Source organism: Zunongwangia pacifica, from assembly GCF_023499215.1.
GTDB classification, from domain to species: domain Bacteria; phylum Bacteroidota; class Bacteroidia; order Flavobacteriales; family Flavobacteriaceae; genus Zunongwangia; species Zunongwangia pacifica.
The window spans coordinates 21,680-39,031 of the sequence record NZ_JAKHSK010000009.1 but is presented as its reverse complement, the minus strand read 5'-3'; the positions used below and the strand labels follow the sequence as shown (position 1 = coordinate 39,031).

Annotated in this window: 16 protein-coding genes; 2 read left to right on the top strand and 14 right to left on the bottom strand. The window is 35.1% G+C overall.

The annotated features are described in order from the left end of the window. Position 1 precedes the first annotated feature (1 nt). The 12 genes from L1967_RS07815 to L1967_RS07765 form a co-directional block, all read right to left on the bottom strand. Positions 2 to 1,936, bottom strand: a complete 1,935-nt coding sequence (locus L1967_RS07815) for a RagB/SusD family nutrient uptake outer membrane protein (protein ID WP_249601170.1) — start codon at positions 1,934 to 1,936, stop codon at positions 2 to 4. 10 nt (positions 1,937 to 1,946) lie between these two features. Next, positions 1,947 to 5,189, bottom strand: coding sequence for a SusC/RagA family TonB-linked outer membrane protein (locus L1967_RS07810; RefSeq protein ID WP_249601169.1), 3,243 nt, complete (start codon positions 5,187 to 5,189; stop codon positions 1,947 to 1,949). Between the two features lie 862 nt (positions 5,190 to 6,051). After that, entirely contained in the window at positions 6,052 to 7,008 is a 957-nt protein-coding gene (locus L1967_RS07805; RefSeq protein WP_249601168.1) for a glycoside hydrolase family 43 protein, read from the bottom strand. Positions 7,009 to 7,202: 194 nt separating this feature from the next. Continuing rightward, a complete protein-coding gene (locus L1967_RS07800; RefSeq protein WP_249601167.1) occupies positions 7,203 to 8,261 on the bottom strand; it encodes a type I restriction endonuclease in 1,059 nt (352 codons plus the stop codon). Positions 8,262 to 8,272: 11 nt separating this feature from the next. Further along, positions 8,273 to 9,040, bottom strand: a complete 768-nt coding sequence (locus L1967_RS07795; RefSeq protein ID WP_249601166.1) for a hypothetical protein — start codon at positions 9,038 to 9,040, stop codon at positions 8,273 to 8,275. A gap of 153 nt (positions 9,041 to 9,193) precedes the next feature. Then, positions 9,194 to 10,453: an ABC transporter permease gene (locus L1967_RS07790; protein WP_249601165.1), complete on the bottom strand. Its 1,260-nt coding sequence runs from the start codon at positions 10,451 to 10,453 to the stop codon at positions 9,194 to 9,196. A gap of 3 nt (positions 10,454 to 10,456) precedes the next feature. Then, a complete protein-coding gene (locus L1967_RS07785; protein WP_249601164.1) occupies positions 10,457 to 10,861 on the bottom strand; it encodes a hypothetical protein in 405 nt (134 codons plus the stop codon). Beyond that, positions 10,858 to 11,094 carry a DUF4236 domain-containing protein gene (locus L1967_RS22455; protein WP_420856407.1) on the bottom strand — a complete coding sequence of 79 codons (237 nt, stop codon included), beginning with the start codon at positions 11,092 to 11,094 and terminating at the stop codon, positions 10,858 to 10,860. Before L1967_RS22455 ends, L1967_RS07785 begins: the two co-directional genes overlap by 4 nt. Before the next feature lie 114 nt (positions 11,095 to 11,208). Continuing rightward, positions 11,209 to 11,502 (bottom strand): hypothetical protein, encoded by a 294-nt coding sequence (locus tag L1967_RS07780; protein ID WP_249601163.1) that lies wholly within the window; start codon positions 11,500 to 11,502, stop codon positions 11,209 to 11,211. Positions 11,503 to 11,693: 191 nt separating this feature from the next. Beyond that, on the bottom strand, positions 11,694 to 12,353 hold the full coding sequence (locus tag L1967_RS07775) for a helix-turn-helix domain-containing protein (protein WP_249601162.1): 660 nt from the start codon (positions 12,351 to 12,353) through the stop codon (positions 11,694 to 11,696). Then, complete coding sequence (locus L1967_RS07770; protein WP_249601161.1) at positions 12,354 to 14,273, bottom strand: ATP-binding protein; 1,920 nt, start codon at positions 14,271 to 14,273, stop codon at positions 12,354 to 12,356. A gap of 48 nt (positions 14,274 to 14,321) precedes the next feature. Beyond that, complete coding sequence (locus L1967_RS07765; RefSeq protein ID WP_249601160.1) at positions 14,322 to 14,531, bottom strand: hypothetical protein; 210 nt, start codon at positions 14,529 to 14,531, stop codon at positions 14,322 to 14,324. A 422-nt stretch (positions 14,532 to 14,953) separates the two neighbouring features. Between L1967_RS07765 and L1967_RS07760 the strand changes: the two genes are divergently transcribed. Then, positions 14,954 to 15,613: a hypothetical protein gene (locus L1967_RS07760; protein ID WP_249601159.1), complete on the top strand. Its 660-nt coding sequence runs from the start codon at positions 14,954 to 14,956 to the stop codon at positions 15,611 to 15,613. A gap of 623 nt (positions 15,614 to 16,236) precedes the next feature. Here the strand turns inward: L1967_RS07760 and L1967_RS07755 are convergent. Next, positions 16,237 to 16,482, bottom strand: coding sequence for a hypothetical protein (locus tag L1967_RS07755; protein WP_249601158.1), 246 nt, complete (start codon positions 16,480 to 16,482; stop codon positions 16,237 to 16,239). A gap of 66 nt (positions 16,483 to 16,548) precedes the next feature. Beyond that, a complete protein-coding gene (locus L1967_RS07750; RefSeq protein ID WP_249601157.1) occupies positions 16,549 to 16,695 on the bottom strand; it encodes a hypothetical protein in 147 nt (48 codons plus the stop codon). A gap of 323 nt (positions 16,696 to 17,018) precedes the next feature. Between L1967_RS07750 and L1967_RS07745 the strand changes: the two genes are divergently transcribed. Next, positions 17,019 to 17,351, top strand: coding sequence for a hypothetical protein (locus L1967_RS07745; RefSeq protein WP_249601156.1), 333 nt, complete (start codon positions 17,019 to 17,021; stop codon positions 17,349 to 17,351). Position 17,352: the final 1 nt, after the last annotated feature.

The following is a 17,352-nucleotide window of genomic DNA, read 5'->3' as shown; positions in this document are numbered from 1 at the left end:
ATTAATTCCACCCAGGATTTTGTACCAGATTTGGATTCTGCAACAAAGCATATTCCCAAATTGGCCAGAAATAATCTCGAGGAGAAACAAAACGTTGCTGGTGAAGGGTTCGAATTTGATAATAATCGGCCTCTTCTTCGCCATAAACATTCCAGCCCTGTATTGGTTTATTAAGTTCTCTTACTGCACTTTTCCATCTTAACATATCCCAATAACGCTGCCCTTCAAAGGCCAATTCTATAAGACGTTCTTGATGAATAATATCTCGAAGACCACTCTTAGACTCTGGCTTATTCGGATTGTTTGAAAAGTTTATCCAAGAATCTTTTACACCTTCTAGCCCGGCTCGTTCACGTATAGCATCAAGATATTCAAAGACTTCTGATGTAGGCCCATTTACTTCATTAAGAGCTTCTGCATATATAAGATAGAGATCAGCGAGTCGCATTTCGGGCCATGCATAATTTCTATAAGATGCTCCGTTCTCACCAAAACTTTGATCATTATTCACCAGTTTTTTACAAAAATAACCGGTAACATTGAAGAAAAAGGCATGATTACTACCTGCATAATCTGCATATTTCGCTTCTATGTGCGATTCATCTTCCACATCTTGATCAGCATTTCTGTACCATATTGCACCGTCAAAACCTAAATCAGCATAAAAACGATGCTCTCTATCAAAGTTTAAACGAGAAGTACGGTATCCTTGAAGTATATTGTTCTTTTCTGTCCCATTGGCTTCCCTTATCTCCAGAATATCCGAAAAATCAAGAGTTTTGTCTTCATGAATAGGCACACCATTTTTAGAATAAAACAATTTGGCCATATCTAAAGTAGGAGATACAATTTTCTCAGCAGCCCTATGGTTATCATCTATTGAAAGAGGCGCCATGCATTGACGTTGTAAATCAGATACTATACTTTGCGTATTAGGCCAAATCACCTCTTCGCTTCTTCTTAAAGTCACTGCGTTACGTATGCTTAGCTTAAATGATGTGGTATCTGTGAGATTAAAGGTATTACCTGAGAATTTATAAAGCGCATGTCCAGAACTTTCAGCCAGAGTAATCGCCTCTGATGCAGCATCAACAACCTCCTGCCATTTAGAAGCTTCATAAGAAGTATTGTATAAAAGAGTTCCATCAGTATTAGCCACACTTACCAAATCCTCATTACCATTAAACAATGGGCTTGCAGCAGTAAGCAATACACGCGCTTTTAGACTTTTTGCTATAACCGAAGTAATACGGCCATATTCCGTATTTTGATCTGCTATAGATGGAGGTAATACAGCAGCCGCTTCATCCAATAATTGTACAATATAATCGATACCTTCATCAAAAGGTGAACGTGGCACATAAAACTCAGAGACATCTGCGTCTACATCTATACTCTTATCCAAAATAGGTACCGCTCCGTACATGCGCATCAAATAGAAGTGGTAATAAGCTTTTAAAAATTTACCTTCTGCAATCCAACGCTCTCGCTCACTGGCACTCATATCAGGCACCTGATCAGGATCTTTAAGATTTTCTATTAAGATGTTACAATGCCGAATACCCTGGAATATAGCATTGGCCTGAGACCTCCCATCCCAAGCATTGAAAAATGGATCACCCACTTGTTGAAGACCTAAGGCAATGTTTAAAGAATAAACGGTAACAGCCTGAAATTCATCTGGTATCCACATCTCATCTCCAGCCAAAAAAGCTGGATTACCTGTTAAACTACCATTTGAGGGCATATAAGAATAACACGTAAAAAGGTACTTCTCTGCTTCATTTCTAAGATTAAAAACCTTATCGATGGTATTTATATTATCGGGCACAACATCTAAAAAAGAGTCTTCACAAGAACTAAATGTTAGAATCCCACCAAGAGCCAATACAATTGACCAAAGACGAAAATTATTTTTGTTTATATCTAAAATCATATCCTTTTTTTTAAAAATCAAATTGCAAACCTAAATTATAAACCGATTGTATAGGATATCCAAGGCCGTTCCCTCCCATCTCAGGATCCCAAAGGTCAAAACTACTCCATACTGCTAAGTTTAACGCACTAACATATACTCTCAAAGACTTAATATTTAATGAATTAAGTAACTTCTCAGGAGCTTTATACCCTATTTCAACATTCTTCAGTCTCAGGAAATCTCCTTTTCTCAACCACCAAGTTGATTTTTGAAGGTTATTTGGTTCAAGATTTGAACTCAATCGAGGCCAAAACGCATAAGCATTTCTATTATCTTCAGACCAATAATCGTCTGAAATAACCTTTAGTAAACCATTTTGATATCTACCTTCTACTACAAATGGGGATATACGTACAGGATCAATAAAAAACGAAGAACGTGCTGATCCCTGAAAGAAAAAGCTCAAATCAAAGTCCTTATAACCAACACTACCCCCAAAACCATAAATAAACTCAGGAACTGTTGGTAACCCAATAGGCACACGGTCTAAATTGGTGATTTGACCGTCGCCATTGATATCGCGATATTTTATATCCCCACCATTAACATCTCCTATCTGGGTAGGTGAATTATTAACCTCCTCTTGATCAACAAACAGACGCTCTGCTATAAATCCATATTGCTGATCTGAGTGCTGACCAATCCGAGATAAATAACTAAGATTATCTGGGTAGGTGAGTTCATCAAATTGTGTGATCTCATTAGTCGCATAAGTTAATGTACCCCTTAGTTGTGTCCACCAATTATTATTAAACACCTTATTATAATCCACAGCTACTTCAAAACCATGGCTTTCTAATTTTGCATAATTTGATTGTGGCGTGGCGGTTAATCCTACAACGGAACCAATCTCAGATCGATTTTGTAAAATATTTGTCCGTTTTTGTTTAAAAATATCTAACGTAACATTTAAAGCTTTGGCCAATTCAAGATCAAGACCAAAGTTGTATTGCTCAGATTTTTCCCATCCAATATCGGCGTTAGGATACCTCGATACATATACACCTGGCCTATAGTAATCGAAATCCTGACCAAATCTCGCTCCAAAATTACCATCATTAGAGTTTACATTGGATAAATAGAAAAAGCGGTCTCTGTTCTCTCCTATTTGATCATTTCCTGCCTGCCCCCAGGTAGCTCTTAGCTTTAGGTTTGTAACTATATCTTCAAGCGGTTCAAAAAACTTTTCCCTTGAAACTCTCCAACCTAATCCAACAGAGGGGAAGAATCCATAACGATTACCCTTTGCAAATCGCTCTGAACCATTATAACCAAAACTAAGAGTCGTTAAGTATTTGTCGTCGTACGTATATGACAAACTTCCCGATAAACCATGGTTTCTAAAAGGTAATGATGATTGTAAATCCCCGCTTGCTCCATTTTCTGTGCTATAAATAAGATTTAAAAGCATTGCAGAAACTGTATGTTTCTCAGCAAATGTTCTATTGTAATTTATTTGAGATTCATTATAAATCCTTGCGTTTATATTCTCGCTAGAGCCCGAAAGGTCGATATATTCAGTACCTGTTTGTCCTATTGAGCCCTCACTCCCATCGTTTAAAACCGTAAGCTTTATACTATTATCAACAGGGTTCAAAGATGAAGAATAATAAAACGGATTGTATTGTCGGCTTACTTCGTAGTAAGAATATCTTCTGATATAGCCCATCGATCTAAAACTTAAACCTTCCGTTATAAAGCTTAAATCCTGATTGATCTGCATTTGGGCCTGAATGGTAGAAGCTTTACTGGTTTGATAGCCTTTTACCATTTCCGCATAAGGATTAAATAATAACGTATTCCCACCAACTTCTGTAGGGGCTCCTCCAAATAAGGGATGCTCTATAATAGGATTAAGATTTGAGGGATAAACAGCAGGAAATGCTACTGGGTTAGACCAAACTGCTGTATTAAAGACATACGTACCTCCTGAAACCCTTCCATAAGGAGAATAACGATCTGTCCCCCCTACAGGACCATTATAATCATCAAACTGACCGTATACATTTAAGGACAAATCTGTTGTTCCTGTCAATTTAATATCCAGATTACTTCTGATAGAATAATTTCGAAGTTTAATATTACTATTAAAATTATTGATAGGTTCAACATCTAAGATCCCATTATCAATATTGTAGGTTCCAGATACATAATAACGTGCCTTTTCTGAACCTCCACTAGCACTGATGTTTAAACTTTCGTTTATTGTATAGTCTTTAACCATCTGATCAATCCAATTATTACTAGGATACAACAATGGATTATCTCCAGCCGCCGTTCTATCAATCTTAGTTTGAGAATACGGCAAAATAGCCTGTCTATCACGGGTTAATGCAGCCTCATTAGCAAGATTCATATACGTTATGTTATCTGCAAAATTGAAATTCTTAGTGTTTGAAGAAACTCTCGTTTGAGTTCTAAAACTGAAATTTGTTTTACCTGTTTTTCCTCTTTTTGTGGTGATCAAAACCACACCATTCGCGCCCCGTGCCCCATATACTGAAGCTGCAGCTGCATCTTTGAGCACAGAAAAAGAATCAATATCATCCGGTTGTAAACGGGCCAAATCTGTTGGGGTAGATTCTATACCATCTATTAATATAAGTGGATTTCTTTTACCGCTACCAAATGTACTTAGACCACGTATAAAAAAGTCTGAGTTGTCTGCGCCAGGCTCACCAGATCGCTGGTAGGAAATCATTCCAGGTACGCGACCAGCCAACATATTGGTAAGGTTATTTGTGGGGCCCTTTAGTTCTTCTGGATTAATAGAGGTTACAGAGGTAACTAAATTGGTTTTTTTCTGTTTTCCACTAAAAGCAATAATCACTGTTTCTTCAAGTGATTCTTGATTTAAACTAAGTGTTACATCTATGGTTCCCTGATCGCCAACAACAACCTCTTTAGAGTTAAACCCCACAAAACTAAATTCTAAAGTTGCCCCTTTAGCGACACGTATGCTATACTTACCATCAAAGTCTGTTGCAGTACCATTATTAGTTCCCTTTTCCCTAACTGTAACTCCTATTAAAGGTTGTTGATCATTTCCATCGTAAACCGTTCCTGTAATAACTGATTGATCAGGATCTGACAACATGCTCCTTTCTTTAAAACCTGAGCCTTTAGCGTTATAACTGGCAAAAAGAAAACTAAGCATCCATACGAAATGAATAGCCCTTAGTTTCCGATTCAATAAGTAATTATTTATCATTTAACAACTATTTAATTTTAATAATGTGTTAATTATTTTTCTTCAGAAATCCTATTGCGCAAATAATTTTAACTTTCTGTTAGACAATTTTATTAATACTTCAATAATATAAAGGGGGGTAAAATGATATTTTACGAGGTACTCATGTATCAAAAGAGAAAATAATCAATAAATTAACTTAATAGAAGATGATTTTTTAAATTTAAACGTTTTAGCAAAAGTTAAAAAAAGCAAAACAAAGCTTAACAAACAGGCTTTTTTAAATTCGTACTCAATTCTTCCTTTTGTTCTTTAGGCAATAAAAAATGTTTTTATGAATGTTTTACGGTCCTTCAAGATTAGAATCTGAAAAACTCAAGAAAAGAAAATCATGGAAATATCAATTGCTCAAATTAGCCTACTAAGCGCTACTAGTATCAGGATCAACTTATCCAAAAATAAGGATCTTTCAAAGTGTAATGATTACAGCAAGTAAAATCGGGATAAAGCTATATTAATCTCTTCGGCATTTAGGGTAAGAACCTTTACAGCAAGTAAACTGCCTTAAAGCAAAACCATGTGGCATTTAATAGAAAACTATTGTTTACTTCGACGCATCCCAATCCCGATAGTTATCGAAACCGATAGGAGTATTTAGTATCGAGTAAAGTGTTTTATTGTTGGCCAATACTTCAACTAAATCTAAGACAACACCATAAAAAATTTCCGTAAGGTAGCCCTACAAGTCTTAAAACTATAGCAATGATTTGAAAGAGCTGGAAGTATTAATTGTTTTTCACATCATGGCTACCTAAAATCGATTTGGAAGTCATAACTACAAAATGGCGCAAGAACGCAAGAGCGGAAAAAATTAAAGTAGAATCTATTGCACACCATCAGAGGTCATCAAAACCTTCCTGATTGTGCCATCCTCCGCGTAATACAATCGGTCTATGCAAGTAGAACGAGTGCTTAAAGATCCATTAGGCTGCTGGCCTCCGTTATGGTAAATAAAATACCATTCATTTTTAAATTCTACAATAGCCTGATGATTGGTATCTGCGTTTCCGGGTATTTCATTAAGAATTCCTTTATAAACATACGGACCTTCTATACGATCTGCAATAGCGTAAGCGGTTCGTTCAGGATAACCTTCGGCAAAAGATAAATAATACTTCCCGTTGTATTTGTGAATCCATGGTGCCTCTGTATAATCTGCTCCATCAATTTTAAGTTGTTTAACTGGCCCTTCGATCTCGACCATATTTTCTTTTAGACGTGCATAATAACATTCTCCATTTCCCCAAAAAATCCAAGCCTGCCCATCATCATCGATAATCAAACTGGGATCTATACAGGACCAATAATGATCTGAAGCAAAACAGTCGTCCGGAGTTAATAATGGCTTGCCTATCGCATCAGCATAAGGTCCTTGTGGATACTCTGATACCGCAACACCTATCCCAGAACCATCTGTACTAATATACCAATAGTATTTTCCGTTTCTTTTTATGGCCTGTGCGGCATAAGCCCTACCAGTTTTATCCCAGGAAAAATCAGAAACTTTTAGCGGTACAGGATATTCGGTCCAGTTTACTAAATCTGTAGTAGAAAAGACCAGCCAATTTTTCATCACTAATGAACTATTTTTCTTACCCTCATCGTGTCCTGTAAATAGCCATAAAGTATCTCCCTCCACAAATGCGGCCGGGTCTGGTGTAAATTTATGAGTTATTATCGGGTTTCCATTGGCTTTAAAGCCGTAAAGACTGTCTTGCTGAGCTACAAGCGAACTACAGGTGAACAGGAAGAATAAAATAAAATTGAAAACTTTATCCATAGTAATGATTTTCAAATAAGCTTTTATTAAAACTTTTCAGAACCTACAAAATAAAACAATAAAGCTTTCGAAAAAATAACAATCCTAAATTAATAATTTGAAAAGCCAACTCTATAATATGTAATAACTTCGATATGGACTGACGTTAATCTTACCTTTACAAAAGAATTGATGAATCTAATAAAAAAAGACTATCAATTCAAATCATAATTCTTTACCGTCGCTAGCAATTCTCCTTCAAAATTAAAAATATCATCGATACTTTCGATTTTCACTTTTTCTTCTTTACGATCATTATGAAAGGTACTAATGTACTTTACACCTCCGTTAAGATGTAATCGACAAATAGGCTTTCGGTTATTATTATCGAGTAGGATCCCAAAATAACTTTGTGTATCTCTATATACAATACGCTCTTTAGGGACTTCTTTACGCAATAAGGCCAGGACTATATTATAACCTTCAATTTCCTCTTCGGTCGTTTCTATTTTCGAAGTTTTCTCTACCTCCTCTTGTACTTCTTCATTCTGCACCGCCTCTTCTTTACTTAAAGCAGTGGATAATCTATTACTTACTTTTTCACTAATTAATTGTGAGTACGCACGCTTCAAAATTTCTGTAAACTCTTCAACAACACTGGCCGTCATTCTTCCACTATAGACTTTACAGGCCAAAAGTTTAACTAAATCTACCGATGGTGTGGTCATTTCATTTTCAATAACCCCTTTAAGCTCTCGGGTATATTTAAGGGTACTGGCATTATCGATGATCTTGCTAATATCAAAGTTTGATTTATGAAACTTTTCTATTTCTTTAATCGTAGAATCCTTTAAATCTGTAATATCAAACTGAAAAAAGGGTTTTTCATCCATTTTATTGGCATCCTCCAGATCGGTATAAAATTTATACGTTATTCCATTGGTAAGCAATGCGAATCGAGTTTTGGTCACATGAAAATACCTAAAGAGCTGTGCCGAATTATGGACATCTAAAGAAGAAGTCCAGTGTTTACATTCAACGATAAGAATGGGTTCTCCATTTTGATAGATGGCATAATCTACTTTTTCTCCTTTCTTCATCCCTATATCTGCGGTAAACTCGGGTACAACTTCCATGGGATTAAAAGCGTCATAACCCAAAATGTTAATAAACGGCAGTACAAAAGCATGCTTGGTAGATTCCTCGTTGGTAATCTGATCTTTCAACTTATTTACTTTAGTAGCTAATGACTTTAATTGTGTATGTAGTTCCATAGTTTTAAATCTTAAGATTGAATAAATTTTGTAATTACCTGCTGCATATTAGCCGGTAAATCGGCATTATAAATTTTGTAATTAGCTACTCCCATAGCTTCTAACCAATCGGACCAGTAACGCTTGATGATATCATCTTCAAAATCATTTTTGGGATCAGGGTTAATTCCCAATACCAATACCTCTAAATTTTTAAGATTGTTAGTCGCCGGAATAAAACCATAATTATTCTCTTCATACTTTCGTTTCCAGTCATTAGCTGTCAAATGCTTACTTCGAATAAATTCTGGTGTTAAATAGGTTGTTTGGTTTCCTTCTTCTCTCAGATTATCCTTGTGATAAATATATCCGTCGGTTAAAATCACCAATATGTTCCGATAATTTTCTTCAATGCAGTAATCTTTGACCTTCTGATTCATAAATTTCCAAGTGTCTGATCCTACATAGTGATCGTCCAGTATCGCCAGCTCATAAATTTTAGTTGGTAAATTTTTATAATGCTGCTCAAAAAGATTTAGGCTTTCATTACTAATATTCGCTTTATTAAAACTGAATTTCAAATCCTGGGAAATGGCATTAATTTCAGGATTTGATGGCTCTGGAGCAAAGAATAATTGAATTTGATCATCGATCAGGATAATTTTCTTTTGCTGCACATTCGCTTTAAAGGCATCGGCAACCGTTTGGATATACGCGGCATCACGCTGGTAATATTCCATACTTGGGTTTGGATATTTTTCAGGGTTAATGCGGTCAGATAAGTCTAATAATAAACTCACATTTAATTTTTTTGCAGCTTCAGCTTTTGCGGAATGAGAATTTATTGTTTCTGTATTTACTTTAGACCCGACTGATGAATTTTCTGATTTAGGTTCTGACTTACAAGCCAGAAACAGAAAAATTATACATAGAGATAGTAGTGGTTTCATCATTTAATTTTTTGAATAAACGAGATGTTGAAAATCGTTATCGGTTAGTTTCATTTCTTTTAAGTGAAGTTCTGCCATGTTTTCACAAGACTGTAATAATTCCTCTTTTTTGTTTGAAGGAAGGGCTATTTCGGTCATTATTGCCTGAAACCACCCTTCTTTATATTGTGTGTGGTAAAGCAGGTATTCTTTAATGGGAAAAATAAACCCATTGATTTTAGATTGAACCTCAGCAATTTTTCCTTTCACCTCTATAATCTGATGCCTAAATCCGGAAAGCTTCTCTCCCAACTCTTCTTTAACCCTTTTCAGGTTTTTAATTTCTTCTTTCTTATTCTGAATAAATACTTTGATCTTATCCAGGTTTTCGTATTCTTTCATTATAAAATCAAAGACAAGACCCCAGATAATATACACAACAAAACCTGCAAATATGATCATCCAAAACTGTGCTTCAAAAAGGGCAATACTTAGATCATAAGGTGGATCGGTAAGGGTTTTATTGAAATTATAGATTTTTTGCTCAATGGAATAGGCCAAGAGTGCATCAAAAGCAAAGGTTATAAGGAGTAGCGCTGTTAATTTCAGATAATTTAAAAAGCCCTTCCCCTTTTGCATCATGTGGATTACATAGCCTAATCCCATAAAAACAAACGGAATGGTGGTCACTAGAATCCCCTCTAACCAACTATCATTAAAAGCACTGGTAAAAGCATCTTTATCAAAAATGGCTGTAACCAAAGCATCAACAGTAAATTCTTTAAAAAAAGCAGAGTAAGATGCCGATACATAGAACACTAATAAGTATAACGTGATAGGAAGCAACACCAATAATCCTATATAAAATTGAGCTTTTGGCCGTTTATCCGCCTCTACCCCATATTTTTCGGGATCATGTTTTACATCAATCATATCTTTATGTAGCTTCTCGATATGCTGATTATTTTGAAGCTCTTTTTCTTCAAAAATAGAAAGACCTGTTTCCAGTTTCCTTAACTCGGTACGTAAACGCTCCTGTTCTTCTTTATAAGGTTGTTTTAATTTCTCCTGTTCTAATTCCTGTCTTCTACATTGATCTTCAAAACTGGCAAACAGGTTTTGTAGACAGGCCTGTAAGACAATTGGTTTTCCCGAAGCTTTGGTAGAGGCGGCAAACCCACTTTGATAATAGGTAATACGAATTTGTTCTTTATCTTCCTTTGGTGTTGCTTCTTCTTTTTGTGCAGTCGTATTCCTAACTGCAAATAAATTTTTGATGGCCATAATTTAAAGGTTAAGGTTGGTTATAATTTCTTCTTTGGTGATATTCTTCTGTACACAATCCAACAGGTATTCACAGAGTTCATCAATATTCTCGTCGAGGAACTCAAATTTTTTGCAGTACTTCTTCAGGGTATTGCGTTCATCTTCTGTGATTACACCGTCAGCAAGGATCATAAAAGCCAGATCATATAGATATTCAATCCGGGTGGTCACCTCCTTTGGAATAGTAGAGGAATGATCTACCGGATTTAAAAGCAAACGATCCAGTTCTTCTTTCGGAACATTTCGCTCTTCAGCAAATTGATATAAGGTTTTTAATTCCATTACATCGAACTTGTCATCGGTCAGCGCCATTTGATAAAGTCTTAAAAAATGGCTTTTAAGTTCGGTAGAAATAGTAGTATTCATAGGCTTGAGATTTTATAAGTTAGAAAAGTGATTATGCCAAAGAGAATAACCATCTGAAGTAAGCAGCCTTTACCTTTAGAAAATGTTTTCCTGTAAGTTAGTCCGGGAATTCCTGTTCGTACCGAAAGGCTTTTTGTACTTAATGTTCCACGTTTAGTGCGTATACTGGGGGAAATACCGGATTTACTAATGTTAATTCCTATCCCTTTTCCAAGATTAATTCGTTTATGCATTCTTATTCCCATAATGTAAATTGTTTTAGTATGAACCTGATTTGGATTTAATAATATACCGGAGGCAGAGCAAAATCTGAACAAAAGATTTTACCCGATAATCTAGATGAAAAGCTATGGCCCCACCCCAATCCCGATGGCGGGAAGGGATCGGCATACCCCGAAATAGAAATGATTTTCGAACAAATAACTCACGGGTTTGCCCAGAGGTGGTTTACTTGCTCTCTTTAGGCAATCAGGACCATAATTTGATATTGTACTAACACCATCTCTATAGACATCACTGTTACCTATATAATTGCCACTTCTAAAAGAAATTAAACCGAAGTAATACGCCTCATCATTTTGATATTCGCTATAAAAGGAATTATAGTTATATTCTGGACTATGAGAGGTTGATTGATCCACTCTCTTTAGAAAATGAGTCATCGAATCATTAAAGGACGATACTGCCACCGATTGACAGCATATAGATAGAAAGCTTAAGTTGAGTACTAATTTCATCATATTGAACTATTTTGATATGATAAAATTATAACTATTGATTTTCAGAACCTTACGGATTTCCGTAAGCAACCTTTTTTATATTCAAGTCATCCTCAGATTAATTGTAGTGAAAGCACAATACCTATTAATTGAGCATTGGTTTTGGCGCCAAATTCGTCTTTCAGCTCTTTTATACGTTTTTCAATAGCGCTTTTACTGCCGGGGCTTAAGCCTTTTTGCATAAACTCAGCGCAAATTTGATCCTGGGTATAGCCCTCTGCCAGGCATCTTAATAATTGGGTTTCATAGTTGGTAAGTTCCTTGATATTAGACTGGTTAAGTGCTGTTTCCAAAGTAGGAGATAAATAAAAATTTCCTTTGCTAACCTCATCAATAGCAATTTTAAGATATTCCATACCCTTACGCCCTTTACATACATAGCCATTGATGTACGGTTTAAGCTTTCGTATTCGCGAAGGATGATCTTCCATAGAATGGATGATGATTTTTAAATCTGGTAGTTCTTTATTAAGAAGAATGGAAAGTTCTTCTCCAGAAGTGATTTTTTCATCTCTATGATCGGCTTTAAAAGATAAATCACAGATTATTAAATCGTAAGGTTCTCGATCTAATGCCGCCCTTTTACATTTAAGATAAGCTTCGTCGCAGTAAGTAGCAACGTCTATTTTAGGCTGCCCTATGGTTTTTAAAAAAGTGCTTAAAGATTTATATGTACTATCAAAATCTTCTACTATCAGGATTTTTTGAAACATTTAAAAAGGTATTATAAGTTCTACAGAAAAACCACCCTGGTTTCCCGTTTGAAATTTAAAAGAACCGCCAATACTTTCCATACGGTTTTCCACATTGTCCAATCCTTTACCTTTTTTTAAAGCATTAGTTTGTAAGCCAACACCATTATCGTTATAATTGATTTGTAACCTAGAATTTTCAGTCTTAAAATTAAAACTGATAATACTTGCCTTACTATGCTTTTTCATGTTCACCATCAGTTCCTGTAGCATCCTAAAAATAGTGATTTTCGCTTCTTCATTTATTTTATCCCATTTAACCTCCTGAATCCCTATCAGGTAGATGCGTGCCGACTTTGGGGTCATTTGAGAAAGCATTTCCTGTATTTCATTAGGATAGTCCTGATCGGTCTTTACTGGTAAATTTTCACGAGAAATATCACGGGTGCGAAAATAAATATCCTCTAATTTATCCAATAACTCTATTTTTTCCGGCGCATTAATATTTTCAAGGGCAGTCATTAACCTATAGAGATCATTCGCCAATTCATCATGTAGACGCTTAGAAATCCTGGCTTCGGTTTTATGAATCTCACGAATTCGCTTCTTTTTAGCCTTTTGGCGTATATAGTAAATAACAAATCCACTGGCACCAATAATAAGTAATCCTAAAAAGATAGCGATATTTCGCTGATTAGAAGATTTTAATAAGGCGATTTGTTGCTGTGCAGATTGTTTTTCCAGGCTTTCGATCTGCTCTAGCTTTTGCTCCTCATCATATTTGATTTTCGCGAATACATTTTTGGCGTTACTACGGGCGTTAAACAAACTATCAATTAACTGAATATAATTTAATGAAAATTGCTTTATTTCCTTATCAGGACCTATCTGAATAGCATATTTTAATGCACGTACTTGGTCAGTAGGATTGTCGGTTTGAACCGCCTGCCTATAGTACTTTTTAGCGTAAGAAAAAGCTTTATCTGTCTGCGTTTTTAGGTACACCTGGCTTAAATGATCATAACTGGCCATCAAACCTATTTGATCATTATTTTTTAACCGCTGCATCAAAACCGATTCTAAACTATCTATACTTGCTAATTTTTTATCAATAAGCCATTGGGTAAAATAATAATTGTCTTTTATACGATATCCTACATAGTTATTCTCAGTTTGAGGAAGGATATTTTCAAATATTGATAAAGCCTTATCATATTCTTCTAAGTCAGCATATATATTGGCAATATTATTTAAAATCGTAAGCCTATCATTTTTATTTTTTGAATAAACTAAGGCATTTTTATATTCCTCTATGGCTTCTTCAAGATCATTCAATTGCCGATAAGAGGTAGCAAGATTATTATATATGCTTAGAAAATAAGTAGAATCCGAAAAATTATTGAATAATTGAAGTGCTTTCACCTGACTCGCTTGACTGCCAATAAAATCACCTAATCTTCTTTGCGCGATTCCCAATTCAACCAACCTTTTACCAGCATTGATACTATCCCTTCCATATAAGTAAAATTGATGCGATAAATACATCTTTTTCAATACTTCTATATGATCATTTTGATATAAATGATTTTTAGCTAATCTATAATATCCTTTGGCTATTTGAAGCGTATCTTTTTCTAAAATGCCATTTTGAAGAAGTTTATTGGCATAATAAGCCGAAGTATCGTATTCCTTTAAAAAATCATGATAATAGATTTTATAATCCCATAAAATCGGTTGAAGCGTATCGTTTTTATCCTGAAGGTGTTGAAAAGCTTCATTGAAATAGGCAATTTTATCGAAAACTTTATCAGCTAATTTCCCCTTCGAGAAATAAAAATAAGCAGAATCAATTTTGCCATTATCACTAATACTGGTCTTTTTATCACAACTAGTAAAAGCAATAAATAAGAAAGGAAAAATTATAAAATAGAAATTTTTCATTCTTAAAAATAAAAAACGCTGCATTAAATGCAGCGCTTTTTTCGAAATTTAATTACTTCCTGGCGGATCTGCGGGTGGATCTATTTCTCCATCTTCTCCGCCATTCGCTCCCCCGGGACCTTCATTACCGGTTCCACCTTCCGTGCCATCGGCATAAGTATCATTAAATTCATTGATATCAGCTAAACTATCATCGGTACAGGCAATAAATGCCATGTTTGCCCCTAATATGCATAAAAATAAAATTGCTTTTTTCATCACTTTGTTGTTAAAAATTTGACATGGGATGTCCTAGGGGCTTAAGCCCCGCTTTACGACAATCCGTATTAGGAATAGGCTTATAAAGCCTACATTTGGGAAGTGGAAAGCAATACAACCGTGAGAAGTTACTTCCCGGTGACTTTCACAAGTCGTATTGAACTTTCTATAATCGAAAGTTGCGCGGTACCAGGATTGCAAAACCCGGTTCTCTTTCGATTACATGGCAAAGATGTGATGAGAAGCAGCAAAAATTCGAGACATACCAGAGACAAAACAGAACAAAAACAGACAAGTCTCAGACAAGAAAAGGACAGGCTGCAGGACAAACTTGTCCATACAAAAAAGAACTTATTTAAAGCTGATTTTTAGGTTTTTACGAGGAAAACCATAAATTTGAATAACCACCAAAAAAGTATCTTATGGAACAATTTTTACAAGAAATTTTTAAAAAAGCTAAAGAGGAATCTGGAGAAGAAAGTTTAAGAAAGTGGGCCGAACATATTTCGGATTATTTGATGGAAGAAAATAGGTTTCAACTCTCTGGCAAGACTTTAGAACGCTATTATAATGGAGAAACAACTCCAAACGGAGAAAAGAAAAACCAACTGGCTACTTACATTGGCTATGCATCCTACCGGGATTACTTAATCACGCAGCACAAAGAAGATCAGACTGAAGAAGTGGAAAATATGATTTCTTTAAAAGTGAAAAGCAAAAAGAAAGTCCTCACTACTTTATTAGTAATATTCCCCGTTCTTTTTGGGATTGGTTATTTAGGCTTTTCGACCGGTCGGGAGGAATGTATGGTTTGGAAAGAAGATCATTTTGAGATCGCTGCCTGTAGTGGAGAGCTTTTAGAGGAAGAATGGAATGAATACCGCCTGGAAAATTTTAAAAAAATCGAAGTAAATCCTGAAACAGAGTTTTTTGACAACGGAGGCAGACCTAAAATCTGGTACGATAAGGAAAATAATATTTTTACCTATTTTACGGCGCCAGGTATAAATCCGGAAACTGAACAAACAGTAAAACAAATCACACCATATATAATTCAAACACATATAATGAATAAGAAATAAGGAATTAGCAGTTCTACTACGGTAAAATGTTGAATGTTGAGTTAGAAGTTAGACCGGTTCGCTGTTAGAAACTAGCTGATTTGACAATGTGTTAATTTGGCAATTTGAAAATAAATTCATGTGCTGTTTGTAATGTCAGGAACCAGGAATTGTTTAATCGAATGTCCGGAATGAATCATAATAAGCTAATGTCATCCTGAACTTGATTCAGGATCTCATTTTCAAGATTTTGTTTTCCAGTATAATAAGAGATTCCGGATCAAGTCCGGAATGACGAAAAAAAAACGAATTATTACAAATTACGGATAATCAAATTTTTAATTTTGAATGACTGTATATTGTATACTGAAAACAGTATTCTTCACTCCGTATAGGACAAAAATTGAAACATTAAATCTCGAATGCTAAGCTGGTCATCTCGACAATCCCGATAGCTATCGGGAGAGATCTTTTTTAATTCAGAAATTAGAAGTTAGACCGCTTCGCTGCTAGAAAATAGATAAGAGACATGAGAAGCAAGATGCAAGAACCAGGAAGCAGGATCATTTAATTTTGAATTGGCTGAAAGCTGATGAATACCTGTATATTGTCTACTGTAATTTGAAAATTCTGAACTTTAAATATTAATCTTCAAAACCACATATTTTTCGGCCTGCTTTTTTAGCACTATCCAATGTAGTTTTATAAATATCTGTAGAGCAATTATTAAGTCCGTGGCAATTCTTTTTATAGTGATACTTTTTACTATACTTTCCTTTACAGATATAAACGGTAGTTTCTGTTTCTTCGGCGCAGGATGATAGTGCGCCAAAGGAAGTAATTGCTGTAAGGACTACACTTGCTATTGAAAGTTGTAAAAGATTTTTCATGGCTGAATTTTAAAACCTGGCAGATAATGAATTACCTACCAGATGATTTCATAACTATTACTGATGCTAGGAACATCCGTTTTTTGTACAGGTAATTTTCTCTGAAGTATTCAACCAATGTGTTGGATGTTCTCTGGTATTAGTTCCGCATCCAGTAGTCCCTCCTTTTTGACCACGATGTACAATTTCTGTTGGTGTATGCTTTACAGCCATTATAAAAATGATTTAGATTATTTTAAAAAAGGTACAACAAACGATGAGCAAGACCTTACGGTTTACCATAAAAACCCTTTATTATACAGGATCAAAAAAAACAACAAACCACTATTCACTAAAAAATTACAATCCTTTATCAGCTAATTTCAACCTGCTGTAACCAAAATTTAGATATCGAGCTATTAAAAACATCCTATTTCCTTCAACTATAAAGACCTATTGATCCTATTTAAAATAATAAACGAAAAAATCAATTTTACTTATTTTTATTAAATCTAAATTAATACATTTGTTTTTCAGAAACCGAAAACCTAACAAAAATGACCACCCTGATCATATTGTTCATGCTTACTGGGGTATTAGTTTGTTACTACACCTCACAAAGAGCAATGATTATACAAACGAATAGTTTGAGCTACTGGATTTCCTTTAACCGAAAAAAAGCGAGAACCATTGGAGGGATATTGATTTTACTTTCCGTAGTAATTGCCATAATAAATATGGGCACCGGAAGCGGAATTTTTGGTGCTCTAGTTATCTTAATGAGTATACTAAGCCTGGTCGTATTAACTGCTCCACTTCAATTTTTTAAATGGCCTGTACTGGCTACTTTACTTTTAATATCCTTTATCGTGGAATTTTTAATCTTTTAAG

Coding starts and splice junctions, on each gene's coding strand:
- L1967_RS07785 (WP_249601164.1), bottom strand. CDS start 10,861: ATGAATACTACTATTTCTACCGAACTTAAAAGCCATTTTTTAAGACTT.
- L1967_RS07775 (WP_249601162.1), bottom strand. CDS start 12,353: ATGTTTCAAAAAATCCTGATAGTAGAAGATTTTGATAGTACATATAAA.
- L1967_RS07805 (WP_249601168.1), bottom strand. CDS start 7,008: ATGGATAAAGTTTTCAATTTTATTTTATTCTTCCTGTTCACCTGTAGT.
- L1967_RS07815 (WP_249601170.1), bottom strand. CDS start 1,936: ATGATTTTAGATATAAACAAAAATAATTTTCGTCTTTGGTCAATTGTA.
- L1967_RS22455 (WP_420856407.1), bottom strand. CDS start 11,094: ATGCATAAACGAATTAATCTTGGAAAAGGGATAGGAATTAACATTAGT.
- L1967_RS07790 (WP_249601165.1), bottom strand. CDS start 10,453: ATGGCCATCAAAAATTTATTTGCAGTTAGGAATACGACTGCACAAAAA.
- L1967_RS07770 (WP_249601161.1), bottom strand. CDS start 14,273: ATGAAAAATTTCTATTTTATAATTTTTCCTTTCTTATTTATTGCTTTT.
- L1967_RS07755 (WP_249601158.1), bottom strand. CDS start 16,482: ATGAAAAATCTTTTACAACTTTCAATAGCAAGTGTAGTCCTTACAGCA.
- L1967_RS07760 (WP_249601159.1), top strand. CDS start 14,954: ATGGAACAATTTTTACAAGAAATTTTTAAAAAAGCTAAAGAGGAATCT.
- L1967_RS07750 (WP_249601157.1), bottom strand. CDS start 16,695: ATGGCTGTAAAGCATACACCAACAGAAATTGTACATCGTGGTCAAAAA.
- L1967_RS07745 (WP_249601156.1), top strand. CDS start 17,019: ATGACCACCCTGATCATATTGTTCATGCTTACTGGGGTATTAGTTTGT.
- L1967_RS07800 (WP_249601167.1), bottom strand. CDS start 8,261: ATGGAACTACATACACAATTAAAGTCATTAGCTACTAAAGTAAATAAG.
- L1967_RS07765 (WP_249601160.1), bottom strand. CDS start 14,531: ATGAAAAAAGCAATTTTATTTTTATGCATATTAGGGGCAAACATGGCA.
- L1967_RS07810 (WP_249601169.1), bottom strand. CDS start 5,189: ATGATAAATAATTACTTATTGAATCGGAAACTAAGGGCTATTCATTTC.